Source organism: Bacillus sp. 41-22 (assembly GCF_025809295.1).
In the GTDB taxonomy this organism is placed as follows: Bacteria; Bacillota; Bacilli; order Bacillales; family Bacillaceae_G; genus Bacillus_A; species Bacillus_A mycoides.
The window spans coordinates 3,962,522-3,981,401 of sequence record NZ_CP084035.1 but is presented as its reverse complement, the minus strand read 5'-3'; the positions used below and the strand labels follow the sequence as shown (position 1 = coordinate 3,981,401).

General features: G+C 36.0%; 24 protein-coding genes and 1 riboswitch. Of the genes, 13 read left to right on the top strand and 11 right to left on the bottom strand.

What is annotated here, in order from left to right:
- Positions 1 to 12: 12 nt before the first annotated feature.
- From ribE to LCF45_RS20275, 3 genes are all read right to left on the bottom strand, one after another.
- The gene (ribE, locus tag LCF45_RS20285; RefSeq protein WP_002088492.1) at positions 13 to 657 is read right to left on the bottom strand and encodes a riboflavin synthase; all 645 of its coding nucleotides are present in this window, start codon (positions 655 to 657) and stop codon (positions 13 to 15) included.
- Positions 639 to 1,751: a bifunctional diaminohydroxyphosphoribosylaminopyrimidine deaminase/5-amino-6-(5-phosphoribosylamino)uracil reductase RibD gene (ribD, locus tag LCF45_RS20280; protein ID WP_002167712.1), complete on the bottom strand. Its 1,113-nt coding sequence runs from the start codon at positions 1,749 to 1,751 to the stop codon at positions 639 to 641. The genes ribE and ribD overlap by 19 nt, the downstream gene beginning before the upstream one ends.
- 309 nt (positions 1,752 to 2,060) lie before the next feature.
- A riboswitch (FMN riboswitch) is annotated at positions 2,061 to 2,204 on the bottom strand.
- A gap of 190 nt (positions 2,205 to 2,394) precedes the next feature.
- Positions 2,395 to 2,601, bottom strand: coding sequence for a CDGSH iron-sulfur domain-containing protein (locus tag LCF45_RS20275; RefSeq protein WP_001151582.1), 207 nt, complete (start codon positions 2,599 to 2,601; stop codon positions 2,395 to 2,397).
- A gap of 139 nt (positions 2,602 to 2,740) precedes the next feature.
- On the opposite strand from LCF45_RS20275, the gene LCF45_RS20270 reads away from it, so the two are divergent.
- Complete coding sequence (locus LCF45_RS20270) at positions 2,741 to 2,986, top strand: DUF2552 family protein (protein WP_002014992.1); 246 nt, start codon at positions 2,741 to 2,743, stop codon at positions 2,984 to 2,986.
- Between the two features lie 10 nt (positions 2,987 to 2,996).
- Here the strand turns inward: LCF45_RS20270 and LCF45_RS20265 are convergent, their stop codons facing one another.
- On the bottom strand, positions 2,997 to 3,920 hold the full coding sequence (locus tag LCF45_RS20265; RefSeq protein WP_002014993.1) for an alpha/beta hydrolase: 924 nt from the start codon (positions 3,918 to 3,920) through the stop codon (positions 2,997 to 2,999).
- Between the two features lie 82 nt (positions 3,921 to 4,002).
- On the opposite strand from LCF45_RS20265, the gene LCF45_RS20260 reads away from it, so the two are divergent.
- Positions 4,003 to 4,479, top strand: coding sequence for a GNAT family N-acetyltransferase (locus tag LCF45_RS20260; RefSeq protein WP_002128979.1), 477 nt, complete (start codon positions 4,003 to 4,005; stop codon positions 4,477 to 4,479).
- A gap of 114 nt (positions 4,480 to 4,593) precedes the next feature.
- Positions 4,594 to 5,520, top strand: a complete 927-nt coding sequence (locus tag LCF45_RS20255) for a LacI family DNA-binding transcriptional regulator (protein WP_002014951.1) — start codon at positions 4,594 to 4,596, stop codon at positions 5,518 to 5,520.
- 25 nt (positions 5,521 to 5,545) lie between these two features.
- On the opposite strand, the gene LCF45_RS20250 is transcribed toward LCF45_RS20255, so the two are convergent.
- Complete coding sequence (locus tag LCF45_RS20250; protein WP_002014950.1) at positions 5,546 to 6,865, bottom strand: Na+/H+ antiporter family protein; 1,320 nt, start codon at positions 6,863 to 6,865, stop codon at positions 5,546 to 5,548.
- Positions 6,866 to 6,984: 119 nt separating this feature from the next.
- Positions 6,985 to 7,983, bottom strand: coding sequence for an alpha/beta fold hydrolase (locus tag LCF45_RS20245; protein ID WP_002128974.1), 999 nt, complete (start codon positions 7,981 to 7,983; stop codon positions 6,985 to 6,987).
- Positions 7,984 to 8,114: 131 nt separating this feature from the next.
- On the opposite strand from LCF45_RS20245, the gene LCF45_RS20240 reads away from it, so the two are divergent.
- The gene (locus tag LCF45_RS20240) at positions 8,115 to 8,591 is read left to right on the top strand and encodes a ribbon-helix-helix domain-containing protein (protein ID WP_002088482.1); all 477 of its coding nucleotides are present in this window, start codon (positions 8,115 to 8,117) and stop codon (positions 8,589 to 8,591) included.
- Between the two features lie 49 nt (positions 8,592 to 8,640).
- On the opposite strand, the gene LCF45_RS20235 is transcribed toward LCF45_RS20240, so the two are convergent.
- Together LCF45_RS20235 and LCF45_RS20230 are read right to left on the bottom strand one after the other, a co-directional pair.
- A complete protein-coding gene (locus LCF45_RS20235; RefSeq protein ID WP_033731221.1) occupies positions 8,641 to 8,964 on the bottom strand; it encodes a ferritin-like domain-containing protein in 324 nt (107 codons plus the stop codon).
- Positions 8,965 to 9,129: 165 nt separating this feature from the next.
- Positions 9,130 to 10,719: a bifunctional metallophosphatase/5'-nucleotidase gene (locus LCF45_RS20230; RefSeq protein ID WP_263893650.1), complete on the bottom strand. Its 1,590-nt coding sequence runs from the start codon at positions 10,717 to 10,719 to the stop codon at positions 9,130 to 9,132.
- 201 nt (positions 10,720 to 10,920) lie between these two features.
- Here LCF45_RS20230 and LCF45_RS20225 point away from each other — a divergent pair, with 201 nt between their 5' ends.
- From LCF45_RS20225 to LCF45_RS20215, 3 genes are all read left to right on the top strand, one after another.
- On the top strand, positions 10,921 to 11,184 hold the full coding sequence (locus tag LCF45_RS20225) for a YqkE family protein (RefSeq protein WP_002014945.1): 264 nt from the start codon (positions 10,921 to 10,923) through the stop codon (positions 11,182 to 11,184).
- A gap of 68 nt (positions 11,185 to 11,252) precedes the next feature.
- Entirely contained in the window at positions 11,253 to 11,777 is a 525-nt protein-coding gene (locus LCF45_RS20220; RefSeq protein ID WP_002167715.1) for a GrpB family protein, read from the top strand.
- Positions 11,778 to 11,907: 130 nt separating this feature from the next.
- A complete protein-coding gene (locus LCF45_RS20215; RefSeq protein ID WP_002128968.1) occupies positions 11,908 to 12,735 on the top strand; it encodes an aldo/keto reductase in 828 nt (275 codons plus the stop codon).
- Positions 12,736 to 12,792: 57 nt separating this feature from the next.
- Here the strand turns inward: LCF45_RS20215 and LCF45_RS20210 are convergent, their stop codons facing one another.
- Both LCF45_RS20210 and mciZ read right to left on the bottom strand, forming a co-directional pair.
- Positions 12,793 to 13,707, bottom strand: a complete 915-nt coding sequence (locus tag LCF45_RS20210) for an aldo/keto reductase (protein ID WP_263893643.1) — start codon at positions 13,705 to 13,707, stop codon at positions 12,793 to 12,795.
- A 132-nt stretch (positions 13,708 to 13,839) separates the two neighbouring features.
- Positions 13,840 to 13,974, bottom strand: coding sequence for a Z-ring formation inhibitor MciZ (gene mciZ / locus LCF45_RS20205; RefSeq protein WP_000870297.1), 135 nt, complete (start codon positions 13,972 to 13,974; stop codon positions 13,840 to 13,842).
- A gap of 74 nt (positions 13,975 to 14,048) precedes the next feature.
- Here mciZ and LCF45_RS20200 point away from each other — a divergent pair, with 74 nt between their 5' ends.
- Positions 14,049 to 14,588, top strand: a complete 540-nt coding sequence (locus LCF45_RS20200; protein ID WP_002014941.1) for an NUDIX domain-containing protein — start codon at positions 14,049 to 14,051, stop codon at positions 14,586 to 14,588.
- A 23-nt stretch (positions 14,589 to 14,611) separates the two neighbouring features.
- Here the strand turns inward: LCF45_RS20200 and LCF45_RS20195 are convergent, their stop codons facing one another.
- Positions 14,612 to 15,163, bottom strand: a complete 552-nt coding sequence (locus LCF45_RS20195) for a GNAT family N-acetyltransferase (protein ID WP_002033881.1) — start codon at positions 15,161 to 15,163, stop codon at positions 14,612 to 14,614.
- A gap of 126 nt (positions 15,164 to 15,289) precedes the next feature.
- Here LCF45_RS20195 and spoIIM point away from each other — a divergent pair, with 126 nt between their 5' ends.
- From spoIIM to LCF45_RS20170, 5 genes are all read left to right on the top strand, one after another.
- Positions 15,290 to 15,937: a stage II sporulation protein M gene (gene spoIIM, locus LCF45_RS20190; protein WP_002014939.1), complete on the top strand. Its 648-nt coding sequence runs from the start codon at positions 15,290 to 15,292 to the stop codon at positions 15,935 to 15,937.
- Positions 15,938 to 16,043: 106 nt separating this feature from the next.
- Positions 16,044 to 16,499, top strand: a complete 456-nt coding sequence (locus LCF45_RS20185) for a ferric iron uptake transcriptional regulator (protein ID WP_000392654.1) — start codon at positions 16,044 to 16,046, stop codon at positions 16,497 to 16,499.
- 103 nt (positions 16,500 to 16,602) lie between these two features.
- Positions 16,603 to 16,833, top strand: coding sequence for a YqzK family protein (locus tag LCF45_RS20180; RefSeq protein WP_002167717.1), 231 nt, complete (start codon positions 16,603 to 16,605; stop codon positions 16,831 to 16,833).
- 6 nt (positions 16,834 to 16,839) lie between these two features.
- Positions 16,840 to 17,730: a site-specific tyrosine recombinase XerD gene (xerD, locus tag LCF45_RS20175; RefSeq protein WP_002128966.1), complete on the top strand. Its 891-nt coding sequence runs from the start codon at positions 16,840 to 16,842 to the stop codon at positions 17,728 to 17,730.
- A 146-nt stretch (positions 17,731 to 17,876) separates the two neighbouring features.
- On the top strand, positions 17,877 to 18,617 hold the full coding sequence (locus LCF45_RS20170) for a FixH family protein (protein WP_002167718.1): 741 nt from the start codon (positions 17,877 to 17,879) through the stop codon (positions 18,615 to 18,617).
- The last annotated feature ends 263 nt before the right edge of the window (positions 18,618 to 18,880 follow it).

The window sequence follows — 18,880 nt, the reverse complement described above, 5'->3', positions numbered from 1 at the left end:
TGTGCTTCCTCCTTATAGAAATCCGTTTTCTTGTAAAAAGCTTTCGGTCATTGAACCAGTTCTTTTTGCGGGCTTTGAGATAAAGCGTTCAATATATTTTCCAATCATGTCACACTCAATGTTTACGATGTCCCCGGCTTTTTTTTCTCCGATTATAGACTCGCTTACTGTGTGGGGGATGAGTGAAATTGTAATTGAAGATTCGTCTATATCAAATATTGTTAAGCTAGTGCCATCAACAGCAACGGATCCTTTATGCAAACAATAGCGTAGTAATTCATCAGAAATTGCTATTTTGTAATAGATGGCATTGTAATGTTGTTTTTTAGTTAAAATCGTACCGATGCCATCGATATGTCCGGTGACGAAATGTCCACCGAATCGTCCGTTCGCAGCCATCGCCCGTTCTAAATTCACTTTGGCACTTGGCTTTAGCATACGAAGTGATGTTGCTTTCATTGTTTCAGGCATTGCGTCGACAGTGAATGAAGTAGTCGTAAAAGTAGTTACTGTTAAGCAAATGCCGTTAACTGCGATACTATCACCCAATTTGACATCCGATAAAATTTGCTTTGCGCTAATAGTTAGCTTCATTGCTTCACCACTTTGAGTCATGCTTGATATCGTTCCTAACTCTTCTACGATTCCTGTAAACATTCCGTCACCTCGCTTTTTAAGGTTGCAACAATTTTTATATCATTACCGATTTGTTTCATCTCTTGAATTGTTAAGGAAAGTGCATCTTGTAACTTCGAAAAACCAGCTCCGCCAAATAAGGTGGGGGCATCTTTTCCACCAATTAATTTCGGGCTTATATAGGTCACGATTTCATTAAAACTATTTGTTTTTAAGAAGTTTGCATGCACCGTTTGACCACCTTCAACGAACAGAGAAAGAATTTGTTTCTCACCGAGTAGGGATAGGACATCTTGTATTTCAATTTGCTGTGTTTTCATTTGGAATACAGCTATATTGTTAGATTCATAAGACGCTATTTTCTCTTTGCTTACATCCTTACCGACAATAATCCATGTCGGAGTTAAGCCATCTGTTATGACATGAGAAGATGGCGGCGTTCGTAAGTGGGTATCTAAAATAACGCGTATAGGATGTTTACCTCCGTTTGGAATTCGTGTTGTTAAGTGTGGATTATCAGTTAGAACTGTATTCACACCGACTAGGATAGCATCATGTATATGACGATATTGGTGAACGTCAGCGCGTGCTTCTTCGCCTGTAATCCACTTACTTTCACCGGTTACAGTTGCTGTTTTTCCATCTAAGCTCATTGCTGTTTTTATTGTTACAAAGGGACGTTTCGTTTTCATATAGTGAAAAAAGTATCGATTTAATAAAGTGGCTTCCGCCCCAAGAACACCAGTAGTTACCTTGATTCCAGCTTCTTCCAATATTCTTTTTCCATTGCCGGAAACGAGTGGATTGCAATCAAGAGTAGCAATTACAACACGCTGAACTCCTTTTTCAATGAGTAATTCACAGCAAGGGGGTGTTTTTCCAAAATGGCTACACGGTTCAAGTGTTACATAAACGGTAGCGTCTTTTGCTCTTTCACCAGCCATGTGAAGAGCATGAACTTCAGCATGTTCTTCACCAGCACGCATGTGGGCACCCATTCCAACGATTTTCCCATCTTTAACAACAACGGCACCAACCATAGGATTTGGGCTTGTTTGTCCCGATGTTCCTTGTGCTAACTGCAAGGCAATCCTCATATATTCTTGATCTGTCATTCTTTTCACCTCTCCTGAAAAAATCAAAAAACCCCAAGGATTTTATATCCTTGGGGTTTGGGAGACGTGATTTCTAGAAATATAGTTCGAATACGAAAGTATAGGAAAGAAACCTAACGATGACTGATATTTTGGCATAAGGAAAAAACCTAGCAAAATATCAAATTCTTTCAACGCTAGTCGTATCTTTTTATTTCAGTATAGAAACATAACTATACAAAATAAAACATATATAAAGATTCAAAATGAAACTTTAAAAATATGCATACTGAAATAAAAGTGTATTCGCTATATAAAATTACTAGAAAACATATCCTTCTCCCATCCAGACTATACTGTCGGCCCTAGAGTTTCACTAGATCCACCGTTTTCGCGTTGAAAACGGGTCACGGACTTAGAAGCTATCGCTTCATCACCGCCGGTTGGGAATTTCACCCGACCCCGAAGGATGTTGTTTGCTCACATTATAGCACAAAAAAGAAAAAAGCATAGTAAAAAATGTTCGAATGTGAAGAATTGTTTGAAAATATATGCCGATTTGAATGGGGACGAAAGTAATAGAAATGTTGAAAGGGGAAGGGCTGTATAGGCTTTGATCAAAAGAAAAAACATACACAAATAAATGTGCATGCTCTTTAAATATTTATTCTGCCTCTGGTGCTCTAACAACAGACTCGAATTTGCCTTTATGCGAAGCATCGCAATAAGGCATGTTTTTTGATAAACCACAACGACATAAAGAAAATGCTGGTTTTGCTGGGAATACATTCCCTTGTGAGTCAACTAATTCCACGTCCCCTGTAACGCGAAAAGAGCCATTATCATTCACTTTAATTTGTACTTTTGCCAACGTTATCCCTCCTTTCCAAACGCTTACTCTCATCATATAATTAGGGAGAGTACTTGACAATATAAAAAGAGCACTTTGTTTGAGAGAGAAGAGAGTGTTATAATAGTTTTTATAACTGACTAGAGTAAGGTGACGAAAGATGGATAAAAAATTACACACACTACAAAATATTGCAAATGAGCGCACATGGGCATCATTTTTGAATGATAATCATCCATATAGTTTACTTCATTGGTCAATCGCAGGTGTAGGACAAGAACCGAAAGATGTTTGGTTACTTCAAGATGAGGTAACTTTTCAAACGACGGAATTCCCAACGCTAGACGAGGCAGTAAAGTGGATTTCTGAAAATATGGAACAAGTTACAGACGTTTTAGCGCAGTAAAAAAACAGGCTTATGCAAGCCTGTTTTTTGTTTCTTTTACATATGTGTTTAAAAATTGATCGATGGCATCTTCGTACTCTTCTTTATTTTCATTATAAGAGCAAGCGTGTGCACCATGTTCTGCAATATAAAGCTGTTTATTATTTTCTTTCGCTTCATAAAGTGATTTCGTCATATCAGATAAAATATAGTCATCATCTTTACTATGAATAAAGAGAACCGGATTGTTAATATTTTTTATACAATCAATTGGTGAAACTTCACGGATTGTATAGCCATCACGAACTTTTAAAAAGGCATTTGCTAAAGGTAACAAAGGCCATTTTGGCAAATGAAACTCAACTTTCAAACGATGTTGTAACTGTCCATAAAAATCAGAGAAAGGACAATCAGCAATATAAAAATCAGCACCATCTTCTACAAGTCCTGCATATTGAAGAAGAGTTGCAGCACCCATAGATTCACCATGAATTCCGAGTGTAATATTCGTTCCGAAACGATCTTTTAGCCAGTCAACTACTGACTTTAAATCATGTTTTTCATAATAGCCATAACTTGTTGTTTTACCACCGGTTTTACCATGACGGCGATGATCATAAATAAATACGTTATATCCTCTATTTAAAAATAAGTTTGCATATTTAACGGAATTCATTTTATTTACAGTCACACCGTGGCAAAAAATCATAAATTTATTGGAATGACCAGCTGGCATGTAATATCCGTGAAGTTCGTATCCGAATTGAGAAGGGATGTGAACCTCTTCTTTTTGAATAGCCTTAAAATCGTCCAAATGAAAATGCTTTTTCGTTTCGCGTTCTAAAACTTCTTCCTCTGTTTTTTTCTTCAAGTACATAACTTTATTTGTAAAGAAAATCCCAATCGCAGTTAGTGCACCTAGTATAGTAAACAATGCTGTAAAAAAACGTTTCATACTTTACCTCATCCTCCAAATACCTCTACATGTGATACACTAACATTGTATCACAATGATGTGAAAAGGGGAGAAATCGTGTATGGTTCATATACAAAAAATCACACCAGAAATGAAAGAAGCAATTCAGGATTTTATGTGTGAAAACTGGGGAAGCTCAATGATGGTCTCGCGAGGCAGAGTACATCAATTAGAAGAATTACCTGGTTTTATTGCACTTAGAAATAACAGAATAGTGGGAATTATAACATGTAAAGTGATAGAAAACATGTGTGAAATTGTATCGTTAAATAGTTTTGAGGAAGGGAAGGGGATTGGTACAAAACTGGTGGATTGTGTATTGCGAGTGGCAAAAGAGAACGAATGTAAAAAAGTGTGGCTTATTACGACGAATGATAATATGAACGCACTTCGTTTTTATCAAAAACGTAACTTCATGATGACGAACTTGTATATTGATGCGGTAAAGGAAGCACGAAAAATAAAGAAAGAAATTCCGTTTATTGGTTATGATAATATCGCGATTTCACATGAAATTCAGCTGGAGTATATTTTCTGAGTAGAGTGGAAATTGTGTAACAATTTTCAGAAATATAAAACAATAACCTTGACGAATGTTATATTTTGGTTTAATTTAAAATTGTAATCTATTACCATATTAAGGGGTGACGATGTGGCAACTATACGTGATGTTGCAAAATTGGCCGGTGTTTCAGTTGCAACCGTTTCAAGAGTCATTAACGAAAAAGGATATGTCCATGAAGATACGGTGAAACAAGTAAAAAAAGCAATTGAAGAATTACATTATAGACCGAATGCTACAGCAAAGCCTTTATTTAAACAACCTTCAACGGTGATTGCATTACTTGTAGATAATTTGCATAATCCATCATACATCACTTTGCTCCGTTTCGTTGAGGAAATAGCATACAAAGAAGGGTATCAAGTAATAGTTTGTAATATAGAAAATAAGAATAGATACATAGATATGTTGGAGCAAAATAACATTGCAGGCGTTATAATGACGAAATCTGTTTTTCGAAGTATAGGAGAAATCTCACTTCCTTTCGCTGTGCTTGAAGAACGACAATCTCTTATGAGCTATTATGAAAGTGGACAGAAAGCTGTTTCTTTATTAAAAGAGAAAGGCTGCCAGTTTCTTGCTTATATCGGTGAGGGAGTAGAGAGTGAAGAAATGGAAGAGCATGTGGCAGGATTTCTAGATACTGCTTGGAAAGAAGGACTTTCTTATCGAGAGGAAATTGTACAAGGGTATACGAATCAACAGTTTCTTGAATTGTTACAAAAGCATCCATACATAGATGGGGTTGTAGCTTCAAGTGATAAGGTCGCTATTGAGCTAATCAGGGCGGCGAAAACTCTTAATATTCATATACCAGGTAAGTTACAAATCATTGGATTTAACGGGAGTGTAGAGGGTGAATGGATAAGTCCATCATTAACGACGATTGGAAGTTATATCGAAGAAAATGGGGAAATAGCTTTTCAACAGTTAATAGGAAAAATAAAGAAGAAACAAGTGCGACAAGAAGAAGTGGAAACAGAATTTAGGTGCATTGAGAGAGAAACAACAAAGTAAAAGGTGCGTTTTTAAAACGCACCTTTTATAGTGTAATTGCGGCAATAAAGCCGAATATAAGTAACGGTATATTATAGTGTAGAAATGTTGGGACACATGTATCCCATATATGATGGTGCTGACCATCAGCATTTAAACCGGACGTTGGTCCAAGTGTACTATCAGATGCTGGAGAACCTGCATCACCAAGTGCACCAGCTGTACCGATAATTGCGATTGTAGCCATGGGACTAAATCCGAGCTGGACGCATAATGGTACGAAAATTGTTGTTAAGATTGGGATGGTTGAAAAGGAAGAGCCAATTCCCATCGTAACGAGAAGTCCAATAATGAGCATAAGAAATGCAGCAAGCGGTTTATTATTTCCGATTATATGTGCACTCGTTTGCACAAGAGATTCAACATGTCCAGTTTTTCGAAGAACAGCGCCAAATCCAGCGGCAGAAATCATAACAAATCCGATAAAGGACATCATACGCATTCCACTCGTTAAAATAGCATCGGCTTCTTTAAGAGGGAGGCTACCGCTAACTGATAAGACGATAATACCTGCTAAAGCACCAAAAATCATTGATTCTGTTGCTAATTGCACAGTTAATGTAGCGAGTATTGATAATAAACCCAAAGTAATGCTTCTTTTCGTATAGGGAACGATTTCATTCTGTGCAGAATGAATTTGTTCTGTTTCATATGTACGTGGTTTTCGGTATGTAATGAAAACCGCTACACATAATCCGATAATCATACCGATTGCTGGAATAGTCATCGCTTTTGGAATAAGTGCGACATCAAATGTAAGACCGCTTTGCGCAGCATTTGTTTGCAATACGTCATGATAAATTTTTCCGAACCCTGCTGGAACCCACATGTAAGGGGTAATTAACCCAAATGTAATAAGACATGTTACAAGCCTACGATCCACCCTCAGCTCATTTAATACTTTTAAAAGTGCTGGAATTAAGATTGGGATGAAGGCGATATGAACAGGGATAATATTTTGTGAGAAACAAGCCATTGTTAAAATGATAAATAATATAAGTATTTTAGAATAGACTTGTTTTTTCGTGTCTTGTTCGTTGCCGATCCATTTTAAAGCTGATTGGATCATTGCATCAGGAAGTCCTGTTTTTGAAAGGGAAATAGCAAATCCACCGAGCATTGCGTAGCTTAATGCGATAGGAGCACTGTTCCCAAGACCGGCTGTAAAAGTACTAATTGTTTCTGAAATACCGAGTCCGCCGATAAGTCCGCCTGTTAAAGCTCCAACGATAATGGCGACAATGACTTGGACACGTAACAAACTAAGCAGTAGCATGACTGCTACTGCGATGAGTACAGCGTTCATAATAAATGTAATCTCCCTAATTTTTATTCTGTTAAGGCAAGCAAGTGTTTGTAGTGACATATACTTGCGACATATCATTATAAAATGTTTTCTATGAAATGTAAAAGCGCCTTTTGTTATTAATGTTGAAAAGATAGTTCTTGTTTAATTGATTGTAAAGATTTAGCGAATAACTCAGGCTCTTCTAAATCTGGAGAATGTGCCGAGTTTGGAAACCAAATCATCTTTTTAATAGGAGCTTGAATGATATCGCAATATTGTTGAACGAGTGCATAAGGAGTTTGATAATCATAGCGACCAGAACAAAAATAAACAGGAATAGATAAACTTGAAATAGATGAAAAGAAATCGATTGTCAGCATCTCTTCCCATAAAACTCCGGATTTTAAATTTCCTGCGAGAAATTTGAACCAATCTAATAGCGTATATTCAGGAGAAAAGAAGCCTTTTCGTATGAAAGAAAAGGAAGATCCATTTTGGATTGCTCCTCCGAATGTACCAAGCCACTTTCTTTGAATAATGAGGCGTCTCGTATCTAAAAAGGGTGGTTTCCCTAATTTTAAAAGAGAAGCTAATGCCTTTTTATGGTCATGTTTTTTGGCAGAGCTAATTAAATGTTGATATAGTAATTCTTCATTTTGCTTCATATGTACGATTTGACCGATGCCGATGTATGCTTCTATATATTCGGGACATTGATTAGCGATTTGTAGTCCGATAATACTTCCCCAAGAATGACCTGCGAGAAATAGTTTTTGCTTATTAAAGCGTTTGAGAAGATATTGAATAACCTTTTTTGCATCTGAAAAAAATTGATCAATCGTAAGATTTGTTTGGATGTCCCGCCATAAAAAGGATTTACCTGCCCCTCGCTGATCCCAATTAATAACGATAAAGTGCTTTTCTAACTCTTTTTGAAAATGGCGAATAAAGCCGATTTGTGCCATACCAGGGCCGCCGTGACAGCATAATAAAATAGGCTGTTCCACGTTTTGACCGCGTATAAGGAGAGATTGTTTCCGGTCATTAATCATAACGCTTTCTATCGTAGCGATACTGTTAGGGATTAGTTGCTTCTTTTCGTTGTAAAACTGAGGGGTATGGCTACGAAAAAGCATATGTAAACCTCCTTTTCTTAAATGGTATGAATCGCACAGGCTCTTTCTTTTGCATATACTACTAGAAAATCATTGTATCATAACATACTGGTTTGATTTCAAGTTTAGGCGATTAAGAGAGGAGGGAGAATGTGACGATTGGAGAAGTTATTGATTCTTTAAATAGACGCGAATCAATCGCTATTATAGCGAAACGGCTTGAAATGAGCCCATATACATTATCAAAGAAATTAAGGGTGATTGGATATGAATATGATGGAGAGCAGAAAAAACGTATCTTTATAGGTGATGGCGAAGAGCCACGTCATTTGCAAATCCAAGAAGCTACTGCCCTTCAATATGCAAAAACAGACTATCAATTACTAATTTATGAACAATTACAAAGCATTTATGAATTGCTAAGAAAAAGAGAAGAAGTAAGTGTTCAAATTATAAGTAAGAGCACAGAGAAAAAGAAACGAACCTTTTCGATTAATATAGAAGTATTAGCAAGACTAGATGTTATATCGGAATCAAAAGGGATTCAAAAGTCTAAAATTGTAGAAGAAGCACTACAGGAATTTTTGCAACGGTATGATGTTAATCATGAAACGTATCCAGAGAAATAAAAGAAAGGATACTATGTTCCATATAAGAGCGTGTATCCTTTCTTTTATTTCATTTTTTGTTTTGTTTCGAAAAGTAATATAGGAACCAAACGGCATGATTTTGTTCATCAGCTGCTGCGCGCCGAAATGTTTCTTTCACTTGTTGATTTGTCGTTTTGTCAGCAATTTCTAAGTAAAAATCAACTGTTCGTTGCTCATCTTGCCGAATTTCAAGGATTTGAGTTCGTTCATTTATGTCTGGAGCTAAAGTAGCTAATCTAGCATAAAAATGAATGGCGCTATATTCTCCGTTAATTGCTTTCTCAATACTACGAATGTGTTTGTCGTTTTGTCGATACAATGTATCGTCATTGTTTGATAGAAATACATACAAATCTTCCTATTATAGTTTTCTATATACTACGAAGAAACAAGGGGCTATGTGCGTATCCTTTACTGCACTAGAAGAATGACAATACGTATGACTCTAAAAGAAGAAGCTCCTTGCATATAAAAGGAGCTTCTTCTTTCGAGTGTCACGCACTAGTTTGAATAGTATTTAATTGTTTTTTTGAATACGTCCATCAATAATCGGCTGAATTGGTTCTTTCACTTGTTTTACATAATCGACTAATGCTTCAAAATCGTTTGGACCAGTTTCAGCATTTTTTCCATTTTTAAAGGATACGAATCCATCACCGCCAGAAGCTAGGAAAGCATTTGCAACTACGCTATACGTTTTAGAGGGAACTAATTCTTCACCATTTGTTAAACGGATATTCGTAACCTTTTCGTTATTTGGTTTATTTGCATCCCAAGTGTATTGAATACCTGAAATTTGAAGCATTCTCGTTGCTCCTTTTTGCCATTGTTGATTTAATATATCACGAATATCTTGACCTGTTAGATCTACTTTAATTAATTGGTTTCCGAAAGGCTGAATGCCGTATAATTCGCCCCATGTAATATCTCCAGCGTCTAGATCATTACGAATTCCACCAGGATTCATAAGAGCGATTTGTGTTTGCATAGTTTGGCGCTGGGCATCCGCAACTAAATTTCCAAGTGTAGATTCACCAGCATCGTTTTGTTTACGTTCGATAGGTGCTGTAGATTTTCCGACTACTTCATTTACAAGAGGTGCGATTTTTTCTTTATATTGATCTAACTTTTGTTTTACTTGTTTATCAGGCTCTACACCTTCATGGTACGTTGTAATAACTTCAGCTTTTTTCTTCACAATATCTTTTGTTTTTCTATCAATCGTTACATCTACATCAGAGAAAGCCATCCCGTAAGAGTTCGCTTGCACGATAAGTTTATTATTTACAGTACCATTTACGTACGTATGACTATGTCCGCCGAAAATAACATCAACTTCGGGATCTGTTTCATTTGCAATGCGAGTAAGGTCACCGTTTGTTACACCAGTGTCATCAGTTGTACCTCCAACGTGTGCAAGGACTACGATAGATTTAACACCGAGACGCTTTAATTGCTGAGTAGATTTATTAATAGCTTCTACTTCATCAGTAATTTGTACATTCTTTAGCATAGTTGGCATAACGACATTCGGTGTATCCGTTGTAACAACTCCGATGAATCCTACAGGAACTCCATCTACCATTTTTACAGTAAATGGTGGTAAAAATAAGCGGCCAGTTGATTTATTATAGAAGTTTGCAGCGACATAAGGGAAGTTTGCTCCTTTGAAATTCCCTGTTTTTTCATGATATCCACCATAAATGAGGCGTCGCATTTCATCAATGCCTTCATCAAATTCATGATTTCCAATTGTACCAACATCAAACTTTAAGTCATTTAAAAATTCAATAGTTGGTTCGTCCTGTAATAAAGCAGAAACTGGTGGGCTAGCTCCGACGATATCTCCAGCATGTACAAGAAGTGTATTAGGGTTTTGTTTTTTGCGTTCTTTTAAATAAGTAGCTAAATAATCAGCACCACCAGCTTCTTTATTGTTAATTTTTTTTACAGTATCTAGTTGTCCATGGAAATCATTAATACCAAGCATTTGTACGTCTATGTATCGGTTTTGTTCGGCAGGAGCCTGAGATGGAGGAGCGGCGAATACGCTTGAAAAAGTAATAGTGCTTAAAACAGCAACAGCAGGAATAATTTTTTTCCACATAATTAATTTCTCCTTTTTTTATAATCTGACATCATACGACATAATTTTAATAGATTACTAGGATTATATCTATATAAAAATTTAGTTTTTTCGAAAAATTAACATATTTACAAAAGATAAATAATAGAGTAGGGAACCTTTTTTATTGTCGATTTCGCCGTGTATCCTCTATAATGGAGAAAAAAGTAAAAGGTGAGTAGTATGAAGAAAAAGAAGCAAAGACAAACACAAAGACACTCTCAAATGAATCAACCAGAGAAAGAATCACTTACACTAGGTGATCAATTGAACGATTCGTTAATGCAACAATTAAAGAATAAGAAAAAAGAGTTGCAAGTGAGAGAAGAGAAAAAAGAGGCAGCAGAACAAGAAAGAAAGCGTAAGGAACAAAAAGAACGTGAAAAGAATAAATCATTTGAAGAACTGTTAAGTGAAAGTAGCCTTACTTGGAAAGACTTTAAATAATAAAAAGATGATCAGTGAAATGCCGCTGATCATTTTTTTGACGAGTTTGTAAGAAAAGGGGAGTTAGAATGAGGGAAATTGTAGTCGTTCCGTATGAAAATCATTGGAGTGAGAAATTCCAAATGGAAGCCGAAAGATTAAAATCGGCGATGCCAGAAATGGTGAAAGTCCATCATATTGGAAGTACGTCAGTGCCAGGACTGGCAGCTAAACCTATTATAGATATGATTATGGAAGTAGAAAGTATCGACAGAGTAGATCATTGGAATGAACGTTTTAAAGAGCTTGGTTACATCGTAAAAGGGGAAAATGGTATTTCAAGACGTCGTTATTTTATTCATGGGACTGAGGAAAAACGCTCGTATCATTTGCACGTATTTGAAAAAGGGAATCCTGAGATAGTAAGGCATTTATCGTTTCGTGATTACATGATGGCTCATTGCGAAGAAGCAGAGGCATATGCAAATTTAAAGAAAGAACTAGCGGAAAAATATACATATGATGGCACGATGTATACGGAAGGAAAAAATGAGTTTGTACGTAATGTTGATGAAAAAGCGAAAGAATGGAAAGGAAATAACGTGAATGACTGAGTTCACGTTATTTTTTTAAATGTGTATAAAAGTATTATGTAAACTGTACGTATGTTTTGACTTTTTGGATGAATCTTGTTGAAATAAAGTGGTGGTTTATAAAAATGTAACAATGAAAGGGAGAACGAGTGTGCATATTCCAACAACTACACTTCATAATGGTGTGAAAATGCCGATGATTGGTCTAGGCGTTTATAAAGCGAAAGAAGGCAACGAGGTTAAACAAGCAGTAAAAACAGCATTAGAATTTGGATACCGTTCGATTGATACAGCAACTGTATATGAAAATGAAAGCGGTGTCGGAGAAGCGGTTCGTGAATCAGGGATTCCGAGAGAAGACATATTTATTACAACAAAAGTTTGGAACGACGATCAAGGATACGAGGAAACACTTGAGGCGTTTGAAAAAAGCTTAAAGAAATTACAAATGGACTATGTAGATTTATATTTAATACATTGGCCAATAAGAGGGAAGTATGTCGATACGTACCGAGCGCTAGAAAAATTGTATGAAGAAGGTAAAGTGCGCGCGATTGGTGTTTCTAATTTTCATAAACATCATTTAGAACTGTTATTACCAAATTGTAAAGTGAAGCCGATGGTCAACCAAGTGGAACTTCATCCGATGTTAGCGCAATTTGAATTGCGTGATTTCTGTCAAGGTGAGCAAATTCAAATGGAAGCGTGGAGTCCTTTAATGAGAGGCGGCGAAGTATTCCAGCATCCAATTATTCAGGCTATTTCTAAAAAATATGAAAAGTCACCTGCACAAGTTATATTAAGGTGGGATATTCAAAGTGGGATTGTGACTATTCCTAAATCTGTTACGCCATCTCGTATTAAAGAGAACTTTACTATTTTTGATTTCTCATTAACTGAAGAAGAGATGGATCAAATTAATACGTTAAATCGTAATTTACATGTAGGAACGAATCCTGATAAATATGATACGTTATAAAAAAAGACTGCCGCCTAGTGTTGGGGGCAGTCTTTTGCTTTTATCGGTATCAATATTTTAGCGATGCAAAGCATATGAATCATACTTAACAATCTTTTGAAGTTGTACATATTCTTCTTTTGTTAAAGATAACTGTTGGCTAGCTTGTATATTTTCTTGCAATTGTTGAATAGAGCTTGCACCAGGTATAACAGCTGCAACAGTTTCGTTATGTAAGCAATATTGAATAGCCGTTCCTGTTAAAGAACTTTCTCCGATTATTTCTTTTACACTCGCGAGTGTCGAATATAACTCATCGTAAGAATAAGAGAGGTAATCTTTTTCTTTTATTCTTTCTATCTTTCTTGCATTATTGTTAGTTAAAATCCCTTTTGCAAGTGGTCCGCGAGCAATAACGCTAATTTGCTGTTCATTAAGAAGCGGGAACCATTCTTCAGGGCGACGATTTAAAAGGCTGTATTCCATTAATATGCTAACGATATTTGATCGTTTTGCATACTCACGAATGACATTTGGACGTATAGAAGAGATACCATAATGACGAATAATCCCTTCTTTTTTTAATTCTTCAAAGGCTTCAACTGTTTCATCTATAGGATCTTCAATCGTCCCGCCATGCAGTTGATATAAATCAATATAATCTGTTTGAAGTCTACGTAAACTCTCTTTTACTTCGGCCTTTATATAAGCTTTAGAAGGATCCCAAGACCAACCGTTTTTTTCTTCTGTCCATCGATTTCCAACCTTTGTTGTAAGAACAATTTGGTCACGTTTTCCTTTCAGAGCTTTTCCAACAAATTCTTCATTTAATCCATAATCGTATAAGTCCGCTGTATCAAAAAAATTAATTCCTAAATCGATTGCCTCATCGATAATACGCATAGCTTCAGCCTCAGATGCACCGAGAGACATACAGCCAAATCCAATTTCCGTAACATATAAATCTGAGTTTCCTAATTGACGTTTTTTCATAGGTCAACCTCCTTACCTTTATTGTACGAAAGGGGAAGGAGGTTGACAAACGTTTACTTTTTGCCCCGCATTAACTGCCCGTAAAAGCCCGATTGGTTCAACTAATAATCAGAGGGGATGCCCCCCCTCTGATTAAAGTTTCACTTTATTTGCTGTAATCCACTCTTGTACAGTTGTATACTCTTTTCCATATTGTTTTAGCTTATGACGAATTTGCCATGCTTTGCCGACTAAAGTGACGCGATTTGGTAAAATGTAAACTTTCATTTCTATCACGCTCCTTTCAATGTGGTAAAATGTATGAAGAACGATTAGGAAATAGAACAGGGAGATGAAGTAGTATGAGTAATCTTGCAGAAAGAACAGTAAAAACTGAACCGATTTTTGATGGTAGAGTTATAAAAGTTCGTGTTGATGATGTAGTATTACCAAATGGAGAAATGAGTAAACGTGAAATCGTAAATCACCCTGGGGCAGTTGCTATTATTGCTATTACTGATGAGGGGAAAATTGTACTCGTTGAGCAGTATCGTAAAGCTCTCGAAAAGGCAATTGTGGAAATTCCTGCTGGGAAGTTAGAACCTGGGGAAAAGCCAGAGGTAACAGCAGTTCGTGAATTAGAAGAAGAAACAGGATATGTATGTGAAAATATGGAGCTTATTACATCTTTCTATACATCACCTGGTTTTGCAGATGAGATTTTATATGTATATAAAGCGACAGGATTAAAACAAAAAGAAAATAAAGCAGCTTTAGATGAAGATGAATTTGTGGAATTAATGGAAGTGTCATTAGAAGAAGCGATTGATCTTATGAAAGACCTTCGCATACATGATGCTAAGACGATGTTTGCAGTACAATATTTACAATTACAAAAATAAACACTCGCCTAAGGCGAGTGTTTTTAGTTGATTTTTGCATATACACGTGCATCGCGTAAGCTGCCATCGGGTGCTAGGAAATCATTTTCCATTGTACCTTCTAAAATAAATTCTAGACGTTCTGCTAAGTTACATGCATTTATATTTGTTGCATCAGTACGAATTTCAATTCTTCTAGCACCTAGTTTATCAAATGCAAATTGAATCGCACCTTTAATGGCTTCTGTCATATAGCCATGCTTTGTATAAGCGCTATGTAGCCAAAAGTGAAGTGAAAACTTTGGAATATCCCAGTTTTCAGGCTTGAGCGTAATAGCTCCGATGAATGTACCAGATACTTTATCGTATAAGTGGAAATCAAGTGTTTCACGAAGTAAAAACTGTCCGTGAGCTTCGCGAACAATTTCTTCAGCACGTTCTTCTGTTTCAGCTGTAATTGGCATCCATGGTAATAAGTCTTCTAGCGAAGCTTGGATTGCTTCATATACTTCTGTGCCATCACCTGGAAACGGCTTACGTACTTGCAAGCGCTCAGTTTGAAATAATGTTGGAAAATCTAATAATAATGGTTTCAAGAGAAATCCCTCCTATTCTCTACTTTTTAGTTTAGCAAAGTAGAGCGGAATTTCAATGCTAATTCGTCATACTTTTTTTCTTTCTTTCATACATTTTTAGTAAGAGTGTGAACGGAGGGAAGGAAAATGTGGCGAAAAACGTGGCAAGACCGTGTAATGTCTCACATACAGGAAAATTCTTCACTATATATATTTAATGCGGTTTTATTACTGATGGGAGTAATATTTGGAGCGATTCTTGTGAATAGTTTACAAATAAACCAAAAGCAAGATTTATCATTTTATTTACAGCGTTTTTTTGGACAAGTTTCTAAAGGAGAATTTGCTGTCGCAGGCGAAATGTTTCGAGAAAGTTACTTTTCGCAATTAAAATATATCGGTTTTATTTGGATTTTGGGGATTTCAATTATTGGGTTGCCGCTCATTTTTATCTTACTATTTTTAAAAGGGGTAGTTGTTGGATTTACAGTAGGTTTTTTAGTAAGTCAGCACGGATGGAATGGACTATTATTAGCATTTGTATCTGTATTGCCACAAAATTTAATTATAATTCCTGTATTTCTCGTAATGACAACAATTGCTGCAAGCTTTTCCTTACGCATGATTAGGCATCAATTTATTCGGAAAATAACTGAGCCACTATTACCGTTATTAATTCGCTATACATGCTTTTTTCTCGTGATTGGAGCGGTATTAGCTATTGCTTCCAGTGTCGAAGTGTATGCATCACCAGTTTTAATGAAAGAAGTTGTGGAGGCTATTAACAAACAATAAATACTTTTTGAGAATAATTATCAATTTGTTTTTATTGTTTTTCTTTTGACAGGAGCCCTTCTTCTGATATAATGGTGTAAGAGTGGCGAGGAGGGAGTAGTACCGAATGGAAGAAAGAATTGAACGAATTAAGAAGCAATTACATGCAGCGAGCTATAAATTGACACCACAACGTGAAGCAACAGTTCGTGTGCTGCTAGAAAATGAAGAAGATCATTTAAGCGCAGAAGATGTATACCTCCTTGTAAAAGAAAAGTCGCCAGAGATCGGATTAGCAACCGTTTATCGAACTTTAGAGTTATTGTCTGAGTTGAAAGTTGTCGATAAAATTAACTTTGGAGACGGTGTTTCGCGTTATGACTTACGCCAAGAAGGTGCACAGCGTTTCCATCATCATTTAATCTGTACACAATGCGGTGCTGTACAAGAAATACAAGAAGATTTACTTGGTGAAGTGGAGAATAAAGTGGAACGAGACTGGAGCTTTAAGGTGAAAGATCATCGTTTAACATTCCATGGGATTTGTAAAAATTGTCAAGAAAATGAAACGGATGAAAAATAACCTTTTCCTATTTAACTAGGAAGAGGTTTTTTATTTGAATAAGGTATAAATTGGTGAAAGCTTGGCATATGTTGTAATAACTTATATTTTGGAGGAATTTACAATGCGCCGAGCTTTAAAATTAACTTTTGATGGGATGAAAGTATTTTTATTATTTACAAGTTGTACGATTTTGTTTTATTTCGCTATACTATGGATAAATGAAGAATATGAAAGTTACCATCGTTATGAAAAGCCAAAAGAAGAGACTGTAGAAAAAGTATCAGGGAATGAGGAGCCGGAAAAGGATACTTTCGTAAATAGAATGATGTTTTTCTATGAAAATGGGGAGTAGTGTAGATTGGAAGATCAATTAAAAGATTTTATTCATTATATGATTGTTGAAAAAGGTTTAGCAAAAAATACAGTTGTATCTTATGAACGCGATTTAAAAAGCTATGTGAAGTATTTGCAAAATGTAGAACAAACGAAGACGTTTCATGAAGTGACACGCTTGCATATTGTTAACTTTTTGCAGCATTTAAAAGAAAACGGGAAATCTTCAAAAACATTGGCGCGTCATATTGCATCGATTCGTTCGTTTCATCAATTTTTACTTCGTGAACGAGCAGTGGAGCATGACCCATCGGTACATATTGAAACGCCACAAGGGGAACGAAAATTACCAAAAGTATTATCGGTCGACGAAGTGGAAGCATTGCTTCAAACACCGAAAACGGCAAGTGCTTTTGGGATTCGTGATAAGGCAATGTTAGAGTTGTTGTATGCAACAGGACTTCGTGTTTCAGAATTAATTGCATTAAATTTAGAAGATGTGCACTTAACGATGGGATTTGTTCGCTGTATCGGGAAAGGGAACAAAGAAAGAATTATTCCACTAGGAAGCTTAGCGACAGAAGCGATTCAAAAGTATATTGAAAAAGGAAGAAGAGAATTGATGGGTAAAAAAGCAGTAGATGCGCTCTTTTTAAACCATCATGGTAATCGATTATCGAGACAGGGATTTTGGAAAATTTTAAAACGGCTAGCGAAAGAAGCGAATATTGCAAAAGAGCTTACACCGCATACGTTGCGTCACTCTTTTGCTACGCATCTATTAGAAAATGGGGCAGATTTGCGTGCTGTACAGGAAATGCTTGGACATGCAGATATTTCGACGACACAAATTTATACGCACGTTTCAAAAACTAGATTAAAAGATGTATATAAACAGTTTCACCCGAGAGCATAGTCACTATGCTCTTTTTTCATAGATTAAGAAGAGTGAACCATTTCACAGAAACTTCACAAACATTTCGTACATTGTTTTCAGCAGAAGACTAGAATATTACAATGTATTTCCTCTATACTAAGGAAAGTATGAAGGAGGAAATGAAGATGAAAAAACTTATTATTACATTATTTATCGCGATGCTAGCATTGGCTGGCTGTAATACAAACAAAGAAGAACCGAAAAAAGGACAGAAACTTGAAGGTATAGACGTAGCGGTTCAAACGAATCCGAAAGAAATTAAACCTGGTGAAAAAACAGAAGTACAAGCACTTGTTACACAAGGAAAAGAAAGAGTAACGGATGCTGATGACGTAAAGTTTGAGATTTGGAAAGATGGCGACGAGAAACACGAGATGTTAGATGGTAAGCATAAAGGAAAAGGTGTTTATGCAGTAGAGAAAACATTTGAAACTGATGGAGTATATCATATTATTCCTCATACAAATGCACGTGATATACACGTTATGCCAGAACACAAAGTTGCTGTAGGGAATGCGAAAGTAGAAGATGCGAAAAAAGAAAGTGGTGATCATAATGCAGGACACGGTGATCATAAAAGTGACACAATGATTCATCTTATGGCCGGTGACATAAAAGCAAATGCTGAATCAACAATGAAAGTCCATTTAAAACAAAAAGAAGAAGCGTTAACTGGTGCTGAAGTACAACTTGAGATTTGGAAAGACGGCGTTGAAAAACACGAATTTATTCCGGCGAAAGAAGGGAATAAAGGGGAGTATGAAAGTAAACATACTTTCAAAGAGAATGGTGCTTATAAAGTGAAAGTTCATGTAAGAAAAGGTGAACTACATGAACATAAAGAAGAAACAGTAGAAGTAAAATAAAAAGTAGCTCTTTAGAGCTGCTTTTTATTTTTATATTAGGAAATATGTTATAAAATGATTAGCACTTCTTTGCAGAATGGATTACAATAGAAGGGTAAAGAAAATGAGAAATTCTACGAAAATGTATTAAAAAGAAAGCGTAAACATGGTATGATATCAATATCAGATGTCTGACATCTGACTTAGAAAAAACTAGAAATTTTTTTGATTCGTTTGAAAGTAAAACGAAAAAGTTAGAGACTGGTTTAAAGCAGTACTGTTTG